Source organism: Gordonia sp. CPCC 205515, assembly GCF_048537925.1.
Taxonomy (GTDB): Bacteria; Actinomycetota; Actinomycetes; order Mycobacteriales; family Mycobacteriaceae; genus Gordonia.
Genome location: NZ_JBCLVJ010000025.1, coordinates 30,788 through 50,132 on the forward strand (window position 1 = coordinate 30,788; position 19,345 = coordinate 50,132).

At 63.6% G+C, this 19,345-nt stretch carries 12 protein-coding genes; 2 read left to right on the plus strand and 10 right to left on the minus strand.

Annotated elements, in window-relative coordinates; translation table 11 throughout:
* Window positions 1–200 precede the first annotated feature (200 nt).
* From AAFP30_RS27895 to AAFP30_RS27925, 7 genes are all read right to left on the minus strand, one after another.
* Window positions 201–2,756 carry a DEAD/DEAH box helicase gene (locus AAFP30_RS27895; protein ID WP_419233315.1) on the minus strand — a complete coding sequence of 852 codons (2,556 nt, stop codon included), beginning with the start codon at window positions 2,754–2,756 and terminating at the stop codon, window positions 201–203.
* The gene (locus AAFP30_RS27900; protein ID WP_419233316.1) at window positions 2,753–4,738 is read right to left on the minus strand and encodes a site-specific DNA-methyltransferase; all 1,986 of its coding nucleotides are present in this window, start codon (window positions 4,736–4,738) and stop codon (window positions 2,753–2,755) included. Before AAFP30_RS27900 ends, AAFP30_RS27895 begins: the two co-directional genes overlap by 4 nt.
* A 681-nt stretch (window positions 4,739–5,419) precedes the next feature.
* Window positions 5,420–6,139, minus strand: a complete 720-nt coding sequence (locus AAFP30_RS27905) for a DUF3800 domain-containing protein (protein WP_419233317.1) — start codon at window positions 6,137–6,139, stop codon at window positions 5,420–5,422.
* A gap of 220 nt (window positions 6,140–6,359) precedes the next feature.
* Entirely contained in the window at window positions 6,360–7,232 is an 873-nt protein-coding gene (locus tag AAFP30_RS27910; RefSeq protein WP_419233318.1) for a DUF2637 domain-containing protein, read from the minus strand.
* Between the two features lie 133 nt (window positions 7,233–7,365).
* Window positions 7,366–7,836 carry a hypothetical protein gene (locus AAFP30_RS27915; RefSeq protein ID WP_419233319.1) on the minus strand — a complete coding sequence of 157 codons (471 nt, stop codon included), beginning with the start codon at window positions 7,834–7,836 and terminating at the stop codon, window positions 7,366–7,368.
* Window positions 7,833–8,546, minus strand: coding sequence for a ParA family protein (locus tag AAFP30_RS27920; protein WP_419233320.1), 714 nt, complete (start codon window positions 8,544–8,546; stop codon window positions 7,833–7,835). The genes AAFP30_RS27915 and AAFP30_RS27920 overlap by 4 nt, the downstream gene beginning before the upstream one ends.
* A 480-nt stretch (window positions 8,547–9,026) precedes the next feature.
* Window positions 9,027–11,033, minus strand: coding sequence for a hypothetical protein (locus AAFP30_RS27925; RefSeq protein WP_419233321.1), 2,007 nt, complete (start codon window positions 11,031–11,033; stop codon window positions 9,027–9,029).
* Between the two features lie 516 nt (window positions 11,034–11,549).
* On the opposite strand from AAFP30_RS27925, the gene AAFP30_RS27930 reads away from it, so the two are divergent.
* Window positions 11,550–12,467 (plus strand): nucleoside hydrolase, encoded by a 918-nt coding sequence (locus AAFP30_RS27930; RefSeq protein WP_419233326.1) that lies wholly within the window; start codon window positions 11,550–11,552, stop codon window positions 12,465–12,467.
* Window positions 12,468–13,029: 562 nt separating this feature from the next.
* Window positions 13,030–14,058: a DUF6545 domain-containing protein gene (locus AAFP30_RS27935; RefSeq protein ID WP_419233322.1), complete on the plus strand. Its 1,029-nt coding sequence runs from the start codon at window positions 13,030–13,032 to the stop codon at window positions 14,056–14,058.
* A gap of 1,345 nt (window positions 14,059–15,403) precedes the next feature.
* On the opposite strand, the gene AAFP30_RS27940 is transcribed toward AAFP30_RS27935, so the two are convergent.
* From AAFP30_RS27940 to AAFP30_RS27950, 3 genes are read right to left on the minus strand one after another with little or no spacing between them, the layout of a single operon-like run.
* A complete protein-coding gene (locus tag AAFP30_RS27940) occupies window positions 15,404–16,045 on the minus strand; it encodes a helix-turn-helix domain-containing protein (RefSeq protein ID WP_419233323.1) in 642 nt (213 codons plus the stop codon).
* A gap of 22 nt (window positions 16,046–16,067) precedes the next feature.
* On the minus strand, window positions 16,068–17,891 hold the full coding sequence (locus AAFP30_RS27945; RefSeq protein WP_419233324.1) for a hypothetical protein: 1,824 nt from the start codon (window positions 17,889–17,891) through the stop codon (window positions 16,068–16,070).
* A complete protein-coding gene (locus AAFP30_RS27950; protein ID WP_419233325.1) occupies window positions 17,884–18,813 on the minus strand; it encodes a hypothetical protein in 930 nt (309 codons plus the stop codon). The genes AAFP30_RS27945 and AAFP30_RS27950 overlap by 8 nt, the downstream gene beginning before the upstream one ends.
* Window positions 18,814–19,345: the final 532 nt, after the last annotated feature.

The window sequence follows — 19,345 nt, forward strand, 5'->3', positions numbered from 1 at the left end:
TCTCGCCGGCACGGGGTGGTTTCTGGCTCATCGACTCGGAGCGGTGACCCGGTGGGTCAATCCGAACCCCCTTGATGGATGTCCCGTGTTCGACAATCTGGCCAAGAGCGCAGCACCCTACCCTGCCGAACGTGCGGGCGCTCATTTGCTCTCGCGCTCCGGTCATACTGCCACTCACCCAGGACAATGCGAACACCTTGTCACGGATACGACATTCCCTCGCCATCGAAGATGGCCGCGATCAGGTTCTGATTGGTCGCGGCCGCGATGCGGTCGTCGATGCCCGGGGTCGTGAGGTCCAGCGCCTTGAGTGAACCGCCGACCATTGCCACCGCCAGGCAGCGGCGGACGTTCTCGGTGTGGTCCTGTGCGTAGCGCGCGAGCGCCGACCACTTGGCCGAGGTGTCGGCGAGGTCGAAGCGGTGTGGATCGACGATGTCCATGACGTATTTACCGTCACCGTCGTCGTGCCAGAACAGGAAGTCCGGGTGCATGAGCTGGTGCTTGTCGCCGAACACGTACGGCACTGCCAGTGCGTGTCGGCCCGACGAGGGGTTGCGGTACCAACCGACGAGCGTGTCGGAGTCGAGTTCGGCGGCCAGCACCTCGGCCTCCCATGACGAGCGCGAAGTATCGACGGGGAATCTGCCGGCGTTGGCCTTGCCCTCGGGAACGACATAGAGGTGCCCAGGGTAGGTGTCGATGGCCGCGGTGGTCTTGTTCTTGAGCTTCTCCGTGGCGGCCGGATAGACATCGCGGACCTCGACCGTGGCGGGCAGCATCGGCGTCTTCCCGAGGTGCCACAGGGGTTCGATCTGCTCCCGCACATGCCGCGGTTTGGCCGACACCTTGGCGGCGTGCTGCTGGCGCCAGTTGTCGATGAGCGAGGCGGCCTGTTGCTCGACGATGTCCTTGAAACCCAGCTCGGCCATCGCCGCGAGGCGGGCATAGGCGTCGACGTCCTCTTCACCGCGATCGCACAGGTCGGCAAAGTACCAGGTCGCCGACGCATCGGGTAACAGCCGCTTGGCCTTCTGGAAGTAGCCCTCGATGTCGCGCTCGTTGGTTGCGGTGTCGGACTTACCGACGCTCTGCATCACCATTTCACCGTAGGCGACCATCGTGGTGCTGACCGTCAGCGAGAGGATGTCCACGACCTTGGCGTCGATCTCGTTGCTGTGCTGGCCGTCAGCGGCGCGCATCTGGTCGATGATCCAGCGCTTGGCGGTCGCCGAACCCTTCTTGATGATCCCGTACTCGGTGAGCGCGGTGGCCAGGCTCAACAGCTGTGCGGTACGGGAGGCGAATGACGCTTTCTGCCGCGTGTAGGAGGGCAGCGTGTCGAGCAGGTCGAACAGTTCCGCCGGCACGTCGGTGGACTTCTCACACACCACCGGCGCCACCACGACCTCGACCTCGACGGTCTCGTCCTCGGTCAGCGCGGTCACGACGCGAGCCACATGCTCGGAGCGGAAGCCAGGTAGGTAGGCGGCGACCTCGTCGAGGCGGTCGTCGCCGCCGTCGACCCGCTTGGCCAGCGGGGTACGGACGAGCCGGCCGATCAGCTGGGCAATCTCGGTGTAGCTGTCCTTGTTCTGGAACGAAATCATAACTTCGGCCCGGGGACAGTCCCAGCCGGTGGTCAACGCCGACTTGAACAGCACCGCGCGTACCTGGTCATCGCCGGAGATTGCCTCCGGCGGCAGGTAGCGAATCGTCTTGTCCCCTACCCTCTTCGGCCCGTGCGGGTCACCGAAGGCATGTGCGACGGCGTAATCCGACAGGGCCGGCCAGGTCGACTCCATCACCGACAGGATCTCGGCGAGGCGTGCTTCCTCCTTGGCCGGCGCCATGCCCTGCTCAACCTGGACGACGAGCAGCGGCTCGACGAGCCGGTCTCCGGTGGTCTCGTGGTGGGTGCGCCAGGCCTCGTCGGAGGACTTCAGATCTTCGACGGCCAGCGCGAGCATCGTGTTGGGAGCTGACTGGGACTCGCCGAGACTGCGCAGCAGGATGCGGTCTTTGAGCAGACCAGACTCGCGTACGTCACCGGCCTTGACCTCGACCAGTCGCGGCGTGCGGTTCGCGGCGTTCATCGCGGCAAGGAAGCGGTCGGGAGTAGCCGAAATACCCAGGACGACCGGAGCTGGAGGTTGAATTGTGCCGATGTTGGTGGTGCCGCCGTCTACGATGGTCCCGGCAATCGACTTACGGTCGGTGTTCTTGGTACCCGAGCCGCGGTGCGCCTCATCCCAGATCACCAGGAAGTCCTGGCCCCGGTCCCAGACAGTGTTGGCGATCATGTCCCAGACGCCGTGCGTGCGTTTGTCGTTCTTGGTGCCGTCGGGGCGCATAGCGTGCAGCGTCGAGTTCTTCTGCATTGCCTGGATGTGGACGAAGTAGATCACGCCCGGTTCCAGCGTCCGATGGTCGACTTCGCCGATGAAGCGGATTCGGTTGATGTCGATCGAACCGCCCGCTGCCTGGGTGATCTTGGAGATTGTCTGCGCATTGAGCGCGCGATCGTCGGTGATCCACAGAACGGTGGTTCTCGGATTTGGCGGACGTGTCGCGGTGCCCTTGTAGATGCCTTCGAGCACGGCGGTAGCGATGACGGTCTTACCGGCGCCTGTGGGGGCCGTCAGCCCGACCGCCGTGCGCTCTCCGTCGTCAAGGTAACCGGCGCGGGCTTTGGCGAGATTGGTGAGCACCGAGTCGACCGCATCGCTCTGGTACGGCTCCAGCGTGAACTTCACCGCACACCATCGGTGACGTTGATGGTGTAGTTGGACAGGTAGTCCTCGTAGAGCTGGACGGTTTCGATGCCAACTGGCAGGCGCTCGACGGCCTGCTGGTACTCAGCCTCCGAGTCGGTAACAATGAACAGGACCGCTGGCGGGGCGCCGCTGGTCGCAGCGTCGGTGACGGCGGACGCGAACGCGGTGAGTGCGTCAACGTCGAGTAGTACGCCGTAGGCGTCGGTCAGCGCCCAACCGTCCTCGGGTTCGTCGTCGATGCACGGCCCGCGAGCACCGCCTTCGAGCCACAACAGCGGTGCGACCGACTCGAACTCGTGGCCTCGGCGGACCATCCCCGGGTCGAGGTAGGTCAGATCGAACATCTCAACGTTGGCCGGCAGTCCATCGGAGTAGCTGGAGCCGTCGGGGCGCTCGCCGGTCACCACGGTCGAGATTCGCGGGCGGCAGACGTACTGGAATACGCCGCGCGACTCCCAGCCCTCGTCACCGGGATGCAAGCCGGCCTTCCGCAGCCTCTTTGCTTCCGAGGCACCCAGTTCGTTGTTGGTCACCAGGATCGACTGGCGAGAGCCGCCATCGGCCGCATTGAGTTGCATGACAGCCTCGGTCGTCGTACCAGACCCACCGAAGTAGTCGAGGATGACCCCGTCCTTAGGAGCAGCCATCCGGAACCAGCGCATGAGGACTTCATGGTCCTTGGGGAAGGGAAACCTCTTGTCCCCCAACTGCGCCGCCAACCGATTCGTCGCCGTCCGACGATCACGGTAGAACGATGGGCTCGTCAACGAATGCATCTGCTCACGCAGGAGGCGCTTCCTGGTCGGTATCCGGTCACCATCAAAGATAATCCGACCTTCGGCGATGAGGTCAGCCATCATGTCGCGCCCTACGGCCCACCCGTTCTTCGGCGGCTCATAGGTACGGCCGGTCGCCGGGTCGGTGAGTTCGTAGCGCAGGTTGGGACGATAGAGCGAGTTCGCGAGGTCACCTTCCAGGTACACTTCGCCATGGTCGTCGACATGGTTGAACCGACGGACACCTGGAGGCAGGTCCTTGCCTTCGGTGCGAATGAACTCCCTGAGCAGTTGCTGCGCCTCGTGGGCGCTTTTGCCATTCTCGACGGCGTCGCGTGCGACGCGCAGCATCTCCGGCGCGAGTGGTTTCGGGTCGAGGAACTGACCGACCTTGGTCGCATCCCGCCCGTAGATCAGCATGTAGTCGAGACCGCCGCCGTGGTGGCGACTCAGCGCGGAGACTCCGCCCTGCCAAGCGACATTCACAATGAAGTTCTGAGTCTCGAACACCTGGTCCAGAAGCATTCTCAGTCGGTGATGCTCGTCATCACCGATCGCCGCTATGAGGACGCCCGTGGGCTTCAGCAGATCACGCGCGATGAGCAGCCGTCTTTCCATGAATGACAACCACTTCGAGGACTTCGCCCGATCGTTCTGGTCGACGTACCGATCGTTGTAGATCCAACCGTCGTTGCCGGTGTTGTACGGCGGGTCGATATAGATCACGTCAACCTTGCCCCGGTGGGTCGACCGCAGCGCCTGGAGCGCGTGGAAATTCTCGCCGTTGATCACCACGTGCCACGGCGCGTCGGCAGGTCCGTTCTCGATGCGCTCGACCGAGCGCAACCCCGGGTAGATCGGTTCCTCGAACTCGCGGACGACGATCAACTCAGACGCAACTCGCTCGCCGCAGTCGCCGCTGAGGACTGCGACCTCACGGGTGCGGTCGGTGAAGCGGTCGACGATCCAAGTCTCGGCCGAGGACTCATCTCGCAGAGTGACGCGGATGCCCTTGCGGATCGGATGGTCGGGCAGGCGGACCGACTCCGGGAGATGCCGGTCAAACACGAGTCCAAAGCGACGCGAGCCACGCAGTAGGTCGACCTCCTGCGCCAGGCGAGCACGCAGGGTTTCATCATCGACACGCGAGATCAGCTGATCGAGGACGTTCGATTCGTCGCCCATCCACCTCACCTCTCCCGCCGCAACAGTTACCGGAGAAGCCTATGGGTCCGCATCCGTTCGGGCGCCATCGGGTAACAGAACCTCGGCGCTCGCTGCGTATCGCCGACTCTGATCGACACCGATTGCCGAAGACGCGACTACGGCACCCTCGGCTACTGCATAAAGGAGATCGTCGATCACGTCGATCCGTAGGAGACGCCGATAATCATCGGTGACGTCACCTGCACGTCAGGTCCGTCAGCGACCTGTCGCTATATCCTTTTCCGATCGATAGCTTCTCCCCTAGGCTGGACGGTTACCCAGTCCAGTCCGTTGACGATCTGCATTGTCTCCATGGGCACTGGCTGCCACGACCCAACTACGCCTGGCGCGAGCACCGATCCTGAGACGTCCCAAAGCTGCACCGACATGCTGACTCCTTGCAATCACGTCAGGGCTGGGGTTGACGAGAGTGCAGGTCGACAGACCGGCCCACGGTTAACGCTGTGGTTGCCAGTCGATCGACAATCCGTGTGCGCGCGGACGGAGGTAGATGCCGGCCCGAGCGGCCAAGTAAGAAGGTCGTGGTCAGGGGCGAGGCAGCACTTTGCCGGTGTCCCAATATTGATTAAACCTGGGACAGGGCGTAATGTAGCTGTCGCAGACCCCCCCACACCTGTGGATAAGGGGGTCTCGCTGTATCTAGAGGGGTTTTATTTTTATTTCCTGCGGGACGCGGGAAGGGTCCCGCTCGGAGAGAAATTTCTCGTACCACTGCCACGCGAATTCGTTGTGAGAATGACGATCGACGTGCGAATTTGCTGACCAGGCGACCAGGTCGGCCATCTGCACCAGCTGTGAGGCGGCGGAGTCGATATGCACGGCATCTTCGATGAGTCGTCTCCTACGCAGGTCGAGCCCTCGATGCGTGGTTCGGTACGTCGGATCGTTGCCGTCGCCGTCCATGAACACCAGGCCGAGGCCGCCGCTGGCAGCGAGCTCGACCTCAATTTGGGCAACGAGGTCCGCGTACAGGTTTCTCTTGGTTGTGGCGATTTCGCCAGGGTCGCCGCGACGGTAGACGGCGCCTACGCGCAGGCCCTCCGTGCAGCGCAGTGTCTCCAGACAGACCTCAGCGACCTCACGGCCGAAATCCTTCCAATACTCGACACCGGCATGCACGTGCCGGTCGGGAACGCCCTTCGAAATTCGGCCGCGACCATTCACGTACTCGGTGGTGTGCAGTTCCTTGGTGACCGCGATCCTGTACTCGCGCCACAGCATCTTTCGGGTGTCGAGCCACGAGGCGAGCACCGAGCTCCAGTGGTCGGGGGGAAACTCGATCCACCCGTAGACGTGGAGACCGCTCGCTGGGTGCCCGGAGTCGTCGACGTAGATCATCCGCTCGAGATGGGCTGGCACATCACGATCATGACCGATGCCGGAGGCGCGTCCGCCGTCCGCCCCGTGTGGGCGGCTCCCGCCTATCGATCTCACGTCCCATAGAAGTAATCGGGGGCGAGTAGGAACTCTGCTTCTTCGGGACCGCGCGCGGGCGGGCTGAGCCCTACGCCCATACCTACTCCGGAGCCCAGGGCACGATGGTCGGGCCTTGGGCGAACGCAGTTCAGTGGCGGTGTCCTCAGTGTGCGTCGACGAGCGCGGGCTGATCCGTTGTGTGCGCACGCTCGCCGTACGACGACGTGTCAGCCGTGCACTCGGCCGCGAGGTCGCGCCAGCGGCCGATCGTGGTCCTGTGCACGCCAGTGAGGTCGGCGGTCTGCTCGCGGTGGACTCGGAGCCGTTCGGCGACGAGCACGCGCGCGACTGCGCGGTCATCGTTGCGTAGCCGGCCGCGACTGCACACCAGTCTGGCCAGCTCGAGGTCGGCGTCGGTGATCTGGGCGTCGAGGTCTGCGAGGCCCAGGGGCGAGGTGTCTGCGTCGCCCTGTGCACCATGAGGCTGCACATGCGGCTCTCTCGAGACGCTGACCTGCGAGTGTGCATGGGGCGCACCGTCCTCGGTGGCGTGGTCGACATCCGGCGTCCGGTCGTGCACTGTTACTCCCCCACCGGCCCAGACGTGCATGACCAGCCCATGGATACTCGCTAGTAGGGCTAGGGGCGCGACGATAGCGATGGCGACTGCCATCAAGCCGTGCATGACGCCCTGGTCGCTGGCCAGGAAGGCGTGGCCGGCATTGCCGGCCACACTGACTGTGCTGGAAATCGCCAGCATCGCGAAGTGATACCGCTTGCCGGCGTCGTCGCGGCGTTTGGTGGCGACGTAGACACACCAGGTGGCTTGCAGAATGAAGACGTCGATCACGACGGGTAGGAGCCAGGCCAAGCGGGCCGGGATAGCCCCGGACATGCGAGCGAGATCGCTCAGTGCTGTGAAGCTCAGAGTGAACGAGGCCGCAACGACGATGAGGCTCAGGATGACTGCGGTGGCCACGCTGGCAGCGTTCGTCGCCGCCTCGGTGGTGTTGCGGGCGTGGGTAGGGTCGGACATAGATCAACAGCTCCATTCTGTTGGTCGTCGGTCCTGGTGGTGCTCCAATCACCACCAGGACCTCTTCAATCCCAGGTCAGACGACTAGCCCTGCCGAAGATCAAAAGTTGTGCAGTTGTGCCGTTACAAAGTTTCAATGGCGGGGGCGGCCTGGTTTCGTGTGTGCGGTTGCGGCGCTTTCGGTCCGGATGGCCTCGATGACCTGCTCTGGCGTCATCTCGTTCATGAGCTTGCGGACGGCATATCGCGCGATAGCGCTGCGCGAGTCGATTCGGGGTTTGGTGCGGCGGCCAGTAATGCACACCTCTTCCAGCCAGTCGTCGGTCGGCTCGTCGAAGTAGATCGTGCTCGGGCCGACGGTGCGTCCCGTCGTCGTAGTCGCCGCAGTGGGCGGAGTTGCGGGTGCCGCGTGCTGCTGCTTCTTCTTGGGAGGTGGAGAAACCTGCCCGGCCGCTGGGGCGCTGGCTGTGGTGTCAGGTGGCGCGGGCACCGGGGTCGTGCCTGGCGCGGCAGCCACAGCGGGCGCCGTGTGCCGCGGTGGTGGCATCGAACGTGCGCGCGCACGCTTCTGTCGCGCCTGGGCCATGTCATCGAGTCCACTCATCGGACGTACTCCTGGACGAACTTAGCGGTCTTTTCGTATGCCTCGGCGACAGGCTGCAACGCCTTCGCCGGCGGGTTCTCTGAGGTGATCGCGATCCTCTTTGTCCGCCGTTCCACCGCAACCGCACGCGGAATCGGAGGACCAACCTGGACGGGAGTACCGTCGACTGCTCTCGCTAGCCTTCTGAGCTCCGCCTCAGGTGGGACGGGCGGGATCATCGTGGGCGAGATGATCAGCGGATAGTCGGGCATGTCGTTGATCAGTTCTTCCGTCGCCGTCAGGTCCAGGTTCCGCAGTGGAGTTGGGACGATGACAGCGTGAGCGACGCTGAGTGCGCCAGCCGCAGCTGGAGAGATCCCCGGGTGAGTGTCGACGATGACCCATTCGGTGTCCCACTCCCCCGCCCATCGTTCGAGAGCGTCGGCTACGACGTCGTGCTGCGGCATCTGGTCGTAGAGGTCGGGGTGGCCAGGAACGAGACGTGGTTTGCCGTGGCCTTTCAACGGACGCGGGGTACGGCCGCTTTGGAGTGCGTCGAGGATGGGGATCCGGAGCCGGTCCAACGGCCGATACCCCCACTTGCCGGTCACTCCCCCACCGTCGTGTTCGAAGTCGACGAGGACCGCATCGAGCAGGTGAGCGAGCTCGTACGCTCCGGTGCTCTTACCCACCCCGCCTTTTCGGGAGTGGTGCACGACGATCTTTGCCATTGCGATCCTCCATCGTTGAAACGTTGTGACTGCACAAGGCTGAAACTGCGCCATCGCAGCTCCCGTTACCCCGCCGCAGGTGAGTTATAGCGGCAGAACGTTGTCACCCCATAGCGTTCGATCATTTCAACGCTACAACGCTGCAACATTCCAGAGATGCGATGTTGCAACATTACACCGTTTCAGCACTGTAGGGCTGCAACCATCTAACTATATAACGTTCCGCCGTGGCAATGTTTGAGTCTTATATGTTTACCCGTTTTCAACGTGCAAACGCTCAAACGTTGCGCGGTTCTAGTGTTTAGCAATTGTAGGGCTACAACGGTGGTTGCCAAGGTGAGTGCCTGCAGCGACGACTCCAACCAAAGGTCAAATTGAGCCAAAGCTCGGAGAGCGCCGCACACAAGTGCGGGGAACGCAAAGCCTTTGCTCAACGTCCCGCGTCGGCCGCTGCCGGACGGGCCAAGACCTCGCCATGCTTCATCGGCAGCCATCCGGCCAACCCTGCGGGTATCTGGTCACATCGCGGGTCGACGCCGCCGTGGAGAACAGACTGCCTTGATCTCGTCCAGCCACATCAGAGTGGGTCAGACGGTCCCGTAGGACCTTGAGCCCGGTCCTCATTCGGGCCCGCTCACCGGGCCCCTCTGCGTGGTAGGCCTTGCGCTCGCCCACGATCCGCGCCAGAAGTTGCTGGTAGCGTTCGAACGCTCCGCTCGATCGCGCGGCACCGTCAACTGCCCCCTTCTCTGCCTGCTCGGGGGTCACTGTCCACCGGGTCCCTTTGCCCGTCCCTGTCCGTGAGACCAGCCCCAACGAACCCAGAGTGGTCAGTACACCGAGAGCTCCCCACCCGGCTCCACCAACCTGCATCGAGGCCCGCTCGGCCAGGTCGAGTGTGGGGAGAGGGCAGTTTGCTGTCGATAGGAGGGACCAGAGGAGGTGGGCGTGGTGCCCGAGTTGTCCCCAGAGTGGGTGGAGCCGGTGGGGGTCTGTGACGTCATGGTCACCATTTCCCCGGTAAAGCTCGTCTGGTACCCGCAGCGAGTAGAGGGCTGCCTCGTTGGCTGGGCCGTCGCGCCAATCGCGGGTCCGAACGAGCAGGCCACGCTCCTGGAGGTGGCGGAGGTGGATGAACGCGCGGCTATCGCAGACCGACATCCATCCAGCTAGGCAGCGCTTGGCGATCGGGCGATCGGCGAGGCCGTGTCCGTCGGTGTAGCGGTGGGTGATGACGGCGACCGCGGCCGCGACCAGCTCAGGCTCGTCCCATGTGGCGACCTCCGCGAGGGCGTCGTCGACGAGTGCTTGGTCGGCGGGGTCCAGCGGCGGCCGATGAGTACTGGCCCGCTCAGCGATGCTCTGCCAGTGCGCTGCGCACGCGGAACGGGCACGCCGGCGGTCACCGTCGCGGTCGCGGAATTTCGAGAAGGCAGGGCAGTGCGCGTAGAACCAACGCACCGCAGCGAAAGAACGCAGGCCCACATCCCAGAGCACCCACGCCGCGGCCGTCGCCGCGGCCGAGCGGTCCTCGCCTCCGGTGTCGTTGAGGACGCGCCACTGCTGCGCGGAAATAGGCGTACGCCGCCGCCAGGCACGTGGTGCCTGCCATTGCAGCTCACCCGGACCGCCAGTATCAGGAGCGAGCTCGTGCATCTGCGCGGCCGCTGACAGCGCAACCATAGGACCCGCGGTAGGGGAGTGGGTGGTGAGGTCGTCCGCGATCGCGGCGCGGACTCTCTCGCCGGCATAGGCAACGACCGCGCCGATACGCACCCGCTTGATCTGACCGTCACGACGATGGACCTCTACCTCGAGCCCGGGGCGATACACCGCGGCGTCGAGCTGCACGCACCACCCGTCGTCGTGACGGGTGAAGGTTGCCTGCACCGGTCCTGGCTCATCACTGCCAAGGGCAACGCGCAGCCGCTCGGCGGTCTGGACGGCGGTGATGGGTGTGAGGTTGTCGTTGACGGGTGTGCAGTGGCGGCCGCCAGGTTTCAGAGATGCACTGCCCGGCAGGCGGAGCAGGTGCCCGGGGCTCAGCACGTCGATGCGGCGAGCCGACAGATTGAGCTGTCGGCGCAGATCGGCAAGGAACTCACGGATGCCGCGGTCAGAGGCAGCCGAGGCGCACTTGAGGATTACGTGCAGTGAATCCGGGCTGCCTGAGCGGGCCAGGTAGGCGGCTGTCGCGGAGTAGTCACCGAGCACGTCGCGGAGGTGTGGCCATACCTGGTGTGCACAACGGTCGAGGTCAATGACCAAGAGATCACTACGGATCGGGGCTACGACCGCCCAGATAGCCTTGCCGCCGCCGGCGCGCTCAGCCTCCGTGATCAGCTCGATTGGGGTGCCGCTGCGCTCTCGCCGAGCCTTGTTCGCCGTCGCAGTACCCGCCAGCGCAAACGCTTCGCCACCGGGTGCGGAGAGCAGCCGGTAAATCTCGGACCACCGCGACTCAGTAACCGAGTCGTGATCCGACACGCTCTCATCAGAACTAGCGCGACCAAATGGGTGCACGCTATCCTGAGACCAGTCCGTCACAGACTGTCCCTTCGGGGATCAGGGAGCGAGATTCCCGTCTCGCCCCTCAAACTTCACGAACGCCCTCGGTTGCCGCCGGGGGCGTTCGGCATTTCAGTTATGCGCTGTCGCGCAGCTTCAGTACCTCCTGACGCATCGGCACTACCGTCGAGGGCAACCGATCTCGGTTGTCCTCAGCGATCAGCAGGCAGACATAGTCCGTCAGTGTCAGACCGCGGGATAGGGCGGCGTCTACTGCCGTCTCTTTGACCTGCGCGAGGACCTTAAGGTTCATCGGTGCGAGGTCTGCTCCGGTTGGGTCCTTTCGAGGGCGTCCTGCCATGCCTGTCATTATGGCTACACAAAACCCCCCGGGTGGGGGCGACACGCCGACAGTACCGCGGTCCCGGCAACTATTTTAGTGTTTCACTCACATAGTGTGTAAGTGAGGCCGCAATGGAAAGCGCCATGGAGCGAATGTTCAGGGGACCAGTACACGTGGACACGGACTGCGGCGTGGATGATGCGCTGGCTCTTGCGGTTCTCGGGCAAGTTGCGAACGTAGCAAGCGTGACAACCACGTGGGGAAACTGTTCCGCCGCACAGGCGGCCGCGAACGCCCGCTATGTTCTACGCAGAACAGGAGCGCTGGGGGTGCCGGTAGTGGCGTCGACAGATGCGCCCCCGGAGTCGTGGACCCCGTCTGCTGTCCACGGCCCGGATGGAATGGGAGGAGTGCTCTCGCTCCACCCAGAGTTCCGCTCTGGGGAGAGTGACGCCGCGGCGGCGATTGTCAGCTTCGCGAGAGAGGCTGGGCCAAAGGGCCGGCTACTCGCGATCGCCCCCCTGAGTAACCTTGCACAGGCGTATTGCATTGACCCAGCTGCCCTGGCCGCCCTGGACCGGATAGTAGTGATGGCTGGGCATGGCCTGGCGGCGCGGTCCGCGTGGCTAGACGATGCCGGCGACACCAACACGAGACATAATCCGACCGCCACAGCCTGTATAGCGGCCGCAGAATCGCTACCTGTTACGTGGGTAGGGCTCGATGTGACACGGTGGGTCGTTCTTGGGGAGCCGGACTTCGGTGCATCACCGTTGGGTGCGGAGCTGGCCGAATTGAGCGCGGCCTACGGCGCAGCGCGGGCCGACGCGTACGGGTACGAGCCGTCCGGTGCCGGGTGGCGCGTGCCGGCGCACGACACAGTGGCATCAACTGCGCTGTTAATTGACGATTCGTTCGAAACGTGTGCTGCCGCAGCGTTTGTTGACAAGTCTTCCGGAACCCCTGTGGTACGCGGGAGCACCTCTGCTGCCACCCGGCATCTGTTCGCCACCTCGCCCCCGGCACCTGAAATGGTAGGCAAGCTGGTTCGGGAAGCGCTGCGCCGGTGAAGCTTCGGGACCGTTTCAGGATTTACTCAATTGTCCGCGGTGCCGTTCGACGGCAGGCGGTGTCTATCGAGGACCTTCGGCGCTACTGTGAGGATCGGACAGGCCGGCAGATTCGGCTCGTTCCGCTGACGGGACTCACCTCGGTCAGTGGGGCGGTCTCCGTCAAGGGTGACACTGCAACGATCTATCACACAGTGAGAGGCGGGCAGTGGAGGGCTCACCTGGTGATCGCGCACGAGCTAGCGCACCTGTTCCTTAACCACGAATGCGCGCGAAGTGCGCAGCCGGCAGTTCGCGACATACATGGGCTCTTCTCCGCGATGCCTGAACACCTGGTGCAGAGGGCACTGATTTCGTTCGGAATCAACGATGAACCCGAGGACTTTGATGTTGGTACAAAAGCGATTTCAGACTTCGCCGACCCCGCAGAAAGAGCGGCAGAAACACTAGCCAGTAAGCTATTAGTCCTCACTCTGGTGACTGATCAGGACTTCAGGACCCTCAGCCGGTACCAGAGCTTGATCGCGGACTCTTCAGTCGTGAGCACCTTTATGGGGCCGCGATGAGAAACACGATCCCGATGTGGCTCGATGTCAGCATCGCCGTCCTAACACTGGTTGTAGTCGCACTGCGGCTTGTGCTGATGCGCTCACCAGGTGCCCGATGGTTCACCTTTCTTGTGGCCTGTTTCGGTGGTGCGCATCTCATCAAAATGGGTGTGACGAACGATCTACTGACCTCCTTAGTCGATCCGCGTGCCGTTCGCGTAGCAGCACAAGTTCTCACTGTCGCCGCGGCCTTCGTTGCAGCTGCGGCGGTTCGCGATGCGCGTACGGGATGGGCCGGCCGCAAAGTGACGCAGCGGATCGTGATTCGGATGTGCGTGGTCTGGGTTATCGCGTCGACCACGTTGCTGTGTCTTGACGTTGCCGCTGGTAACCGGCATGTGCATATCGAGGAGGCCAGCCCTGGATTGGCGGTGGCGTACTTCGCGGTCTACGCCGGAACGATCCTGCTTGGCGACGGCTACGCACTGGTACATGTGATGCTGGCACTGCGTACTCACGAACCGAGGGAACGGCCCCCCACCGCGATTGTGTTTACGGGTGTGCTGATCTTTGTAACAACGGGCTTGAACTCAGCCAGCTTGCTTTGGTACGCGGTGGCAAATGCCCTGGGAGACATCGGTACCGCTGAGCAATTGCAAAGAGACAGCAACGGCAACCTGTTCGCCTATTTCACGCTTGGGATGTCGGCAATTGCGTTGCTTGGCCTCGTCAACTGGTCAGCTCGCCAGCGAACAGATAGTCCCTTTGGCGCAGCACTTCGTGGCCTCCCGATCCTGTGGGAGGATCTCACTTCGCAGGTTCCATCTGTGCGGCTCGAACCCTCCGTCGAGCTGGACAGGGACGAATCCATCGTTCGAATGGTTACCGAGTGCCTTGACGCACTATTACTGCTGGACCGCCCCACCGCTGCTGGAGCTAGCAAAGAGGACATCAGCCCGTCGGAGGTCTTGCGCCTGGCCCGCCTGGTTGATCCTGAAAGTCCTTCACGCGGCCTCGAAGCCGGAGATTGCCGGGACCGCTAGTGGTGAGCGAATCCAAGAGCATCGCTTCCGTGTCCACGTCGGGTTGCTTGCCGTGAAACCAGTCAACGGATAGACCGAGATACGCCGCGAAGCGTTCGAGCTCGCATTCGGAGAGTTCGCCGGCCATGAACGCTGCGGGTGCCGAGCCAACCTGCGCGCTGACTTCGTCGATCGGTATCTTCCAGACCCGTAACGCAAGTCTGACGCGATCAGCGGGGCTAGCCAGGGGCGTCGGAGACATCTGTACCTCCCTTGGTCCGGTCACTGTGATCAGGCGATGAGGATAACTGCTGAGCATAGAGGCGTCGACGTTCCCTGTTGGCGGCCGTGCGCGCTGGTGTCTCGTCGTCGGGTGGTTGTGTCATGAACGACTCGATTGCGCTTGCCACACGCGCAGCTGGTATGCCTTGCCTAGAAGTTGATGACAGCATGGCTGAGACAGCACTGCCCACCAGGGGAGATAGAGCTGACCGAAGCTCTCCGAGGGCAGACCGAAACTCATCTAGCACGTCCGTATTCGACCCGTCCGCGTTTCGTTCCAGCTTCGATAGGGCAGCTGTGATGGCGTTGGCAGCCTCTATGAGTCCGGTGATCGTGCCGACAGCAACAATGATGTCGCCGCGAGCCAAGCGAAGAGAGTCGGCTCCATTCGAATTCGGTGGCGGAAGGGGATCGCCGCCCTCGTAGACACTCCTGGCGCTGCCCGCTGGCCACTGAAGAGCCTGATCGAGTTTGGTGAATGTGGGGGATCTTAGAGGGGAAGTCTTGCCGCCCTCGATACGGATCATCGTAGGTTCGGATGGCCCGCCAGCTTCTACAACGGCAGCAAGACTCAACCCGAGTTCCTTACGCCGACGATGAACGACGTCGGCGAAGTACTGACCATCAAACACAGCGGCCCCACCCTTACCCTGACAATATTTCACACCTGGACATACCTATATATCAGCGTTACATTAGTGCAGCGCCCGCGCCTCACAACCTAACCTGATGACTATCCAAGGTTAGGTCGAACAGCGGGGTATGAGCGTTAGCACCCGATACGGCGTGGGCGTATGCCGCGACCTGAGGGAAGAGTTGGCCGTGGAGAACTGGGAGCGGGACTAAGGCACGTGCACGCTGATGAACTAGTACCGGTGATAACGGATGATCATTGGGCGTTGAACCTGGCGTGGCTTGAACGGATTGCGATCCGGTGTGGCCAGGAGTCGCCTTACGGCGAGTGGCGATACGTGCGTACACGAGGGCCGGGCGATACCTACGAGTGGTGAACCTAGCCGGGGATCGCAAAATCTCAAGACGTCACCGGAAGGGCTTGGGCTGGATGGGTGCCGCGCACCAGCTTCTACTCACTAGAACGGCGGCCAAGCAGATCCCGCCGTGCGTGATAGCGGACAAGGTCATCCTTAGCGGCGGCGTCGTCGTCGCCGAGCAGCCACACTAAGTAGCGCCGTTGCTCAGAGTCATCGGGATACTGATGCAGTTGGAGTCGAATGAGGCCAGCCATCGGGTCGATGCTGTGTGTGTCGGGGTGTGCGAGGGCGTGTTCGAGCAAGGCCACTGCGTAAGCAGTGAACAGTCGGCCCGCACGTGCAGTTATGTCTTTCGTGTGTCGGTCATCGAGTGCGCCGGTGCTAGCGACTGTGGCGACGGTATCGAAGAGGGCGGCAAGATCGGCGGCCGCCACCGTGACATGCCTGTCGCTGGTGGGTGGTGGCGTCGTGATTCCTGGTGGTGTGTTGGTTGCGAAGGCACCCACGAGTTCGCCAGCGTCAATGCCAAGCGCCTCGGCGATAGCGGTCAGGGTGGCTGCACGGGGATTCGAGTCACCGGATTCAATGATCGAGATGGTGCGGACTGCAAGGCCGGCAGCTTCGGCAAGCTGCGATTGACTGAGTCCGGCTGCGCGACGAGCTGCACGTAAGTAGCTGGGAGCGCCTGGCGCACTCGGTGCGGCCGGCTCTTCGACATCGTCAGTCTCACTCATTGTGCCTATACTTTGGCACGCGTTAGGGGAGAGCGTTAAACCTCCGTGTTGTGCCGTCCGCGATGATCCAGAATCCGCCGATCTCTACGCGCCGGACATCGTCTGGATGGATGCGGTAGGTGTGCTGGGCTCGGGACGACTTCAGCCCGCCTTCGGGATCTGCGCTTGATTCAAGATGCATGGTGGTGCCGGCGAGCTCGACAACCGGTTCGGGGTCGGGTGTGCGACCGACGATCACCGCGGTTCCGTTGCGGAGCAGCCGGTCTTGGGTGTTGGGATCGTTGGAGAAGCCGGAGATTGTTTGTCCGGCGAGGATGAGTCCGATGTTGGCTGAGCGCGCGGTTTCGTAGAGCATGGCGCCGGTGGTGGCGGCGTCGTCGGTGGCGCTGATCATCTGGGGGAACTCGTCAACGACACAGAGGAACGGGGTGTCTTTTTCTTTGGTGCGCATGCGGTGTTCCATGTGCTGGCGCAGTGCGACAAGTAGGACTCCGGCGAAAGTCTGGTCGATCTTGTTCGTGGCGGGGTAGAGGCGCAAGGAACCAAGCGAGCGATCGGCGGTGAGCGTCGCGAAGCTCCAGCCGTCGTGTGCACGAGTGCTTGTCGTGATGTGGCCGCGGATGGAGCGGATAGCGTTGGTCACTTCGTTGAGCACTTCTTGACCGTCGGTGCCGCCGTTCTTTGTCGGGTTGGACAGGGCTCGTCTCGCGCGTTCGGCGTCGGGGAGAAGGTCGGGGGTGTGGAAGAGCCGCTCGATGTCGTCAAGCGAGGTCGGCGCCAGGGCGAGGTCGTCGTCGAGGACGAGGTCAAGGATCTGGGTGCGGCGCTGCTCGTAGTAGCGGTCGGCACCCTGGGCGGCGGGAAACAAGGCGAGAATCCTGTCGCGGAGGTTCGCAACGCTGGGGGTATCGAAGAACCGGAATCCACCTTCGAGCAGATGTGCTCGGCTGCGTGGACACCTCGCCCGGGCGTTGTCCACGAGGCGATCGGCATCTTCGGGATCTCCCTTGAGGTCGATGAACAGCGCTGGCCATTGGGCGGCGGTGGCGCACAGCATCTGCGCGAACAGTAGGTAGGTTTTGCCGGAGCCGGACGCCGCTATGACGAGTGCCCGCATAGCACCGGCCCGGTCGGGCAAGACAATCCAATTGTCCCGCGGGTCGGTCCACCCATTGAGAATCCGGTATTGGTCGCGTGTCTGGAGACGTTCGCGGTTGATCCGGCCATAGGCGTAGTGGTCGCCGACTCGATGAGGTGCGGTGAGGGAATCGTCCGTGACAATGGGCCGTGCGCGGGAGGTGTCGAGGGCGACGCCGACCGAGCGGGTCGCGTCGATGGCCTCGGCGGCTCGGATCGCGCTGACGACTCGCGCCGTGAGCGTCTCGTCGGGGAGCAAGCGATCCCGGGCGAGGCGGCGAAGTCGCAATCGCGCTGCGAGGAACGCCCACCCGGCAGTGGTGATCCCGAGCGCCAAGATGGGGACTGCCCACCCAGGCCGCGAATAGAACTCCGACAGCGGCACGGGAGCGCGCATCGTCACGATGAGGCTGACAGCGGTCAGTATCGCCGAGGTCGCCGTGGCGACGCTCAGCAGAACGCGGTCTGGGTGCCATGCCCAGAAGCGCGGCCGGGTCGTCAGGAAGGTAGGAGCCCGCCCGATGATGACGGCGGCCGTCGGTATGGCGACCGCAGCGCTCGTGAGCGCAGCAGTGATCGAAGCTGGGAGGGTCGGCAGGCCGTTGCGGGTGGAGACGTAGATCGCGCCGATGACGGGGAGAGCGACCAGACCCAGTAAGACGAACGGAGTGACAGGTAGTGGTTGTGCGGTCGGCGGTGGCTTAGGCATTGGCGATCTCTTCCTGCCGTTGTCGGGTGGCTTGGACTGTGCGCTCGTCCCCGGCGACCTCGGCGCGGGTGAGTCGCTGCGCAAGCAGACGCTGCGCGGCGATGCGATCAGCGGAGGTGAGTAGGTGAGGCGCCGGCAATGGAACGCGGAAGTTGAGGATCTGTTCGTCGGTGATGGTGCGTTCCTGAGAGTGCGTCGCTGCGGCTGGTGCCGGTGGTGGCACCGGCCCGGGATAGGGCAGCGTCGGTTGATGACCGGGAGCGGCAACGGTGTCGATGAGGCGCCCGAAGGCGCGAGCGAGTTGGTCGCGATCGACCTCGTGTGTCCAGTGTTCGACGGCCGGCACCGCGCCGCAGAGGACAGCGGCGGTGCCGGTCTCTCCGGCAATGCGCTCGATGTAGGTCATGATGTCGCGCGGTCCGACGTAGAGCACGCGCGTGTACCGATCTGGCACCCGGCTGTGCCGCAGGAGGATCTGGCGTGTGCGCGAAATGCTCTTGCGTGTCATCTCGACCTCAACCGCGATGCGTCGGCCGGCACCGTCGTAGAGGATGCCGTCGGCGGTGTGCTCGTTCTGCGCGGCGACGTCGCGATCCCAGGACCAACCGCCGCCGAGCGCAATCGCACTGACCCTGGACACGATGAGGTCGTGGGACAGCGACCGCGGCGTGTATCCGCGCGCCGATGCGGTGGCCAGGATGTCGCTGGTGTGCGCGCGGCGCGAGCGCACCGCGAGTCCTGCTTCTTCGAGGCGTTTGACGGTGCGGTTGCTGCTGCGCCGCGTCTGGCCCCGGCCGAACGCCTGGCACACCATGTGCAGCGAGTCGGTGTCGGCAACACGGACGAGCTCGAGCCATTGGGCTACAGGGGCGGAAGCTGGGCCAATGAGGGCAGCGGCGGGGAAGTCGGCGGGGGTGCTCATGAGGAGAAACTTTCGACGATCGCTACGACATGAACTCGGTCGCGACGAGCAAAGTGGCTGCCCCGGCACTGCCACGTGATCGGCGGGACCGGCCGGCGCCGCGCCCGGCGCGGCGGCCGACGGCGGCGCTCTTTGGCGCCGACGGCCCCAGGGGGCACGAGCGAGAACCGCGCAGCGGTCGCCCTGACCGGCGCGAAGCGCCGGCCGTGACGCGGATGCGGCACGAGTCTTTGTCGTGAGTGGTGGCAGAGAGAGTTGTTCGAGAGGAGCTGATCGGAGCCAGACACTTCTGGAACGTCACAGTGCTGTCGCACCTGATCCTGATGGTGTCTGTCACTGCTCCTCTCGAACTCTCTCTGCCACCACTCACGATCGTCTGTAGTTTTTCTCATTTCTCTTCTTGTCTTCCCTGGGTTGCCCTCATTGGCCCTTCCGCCCGCCCGTCCCCTCGCTTTCCTGACCAAAAGCGCACGCAGTGTGTGTTTGGTCAGGGAAGCGAGGGGACGGGCGGGCGGGCGGGGGGCGCAGGCCA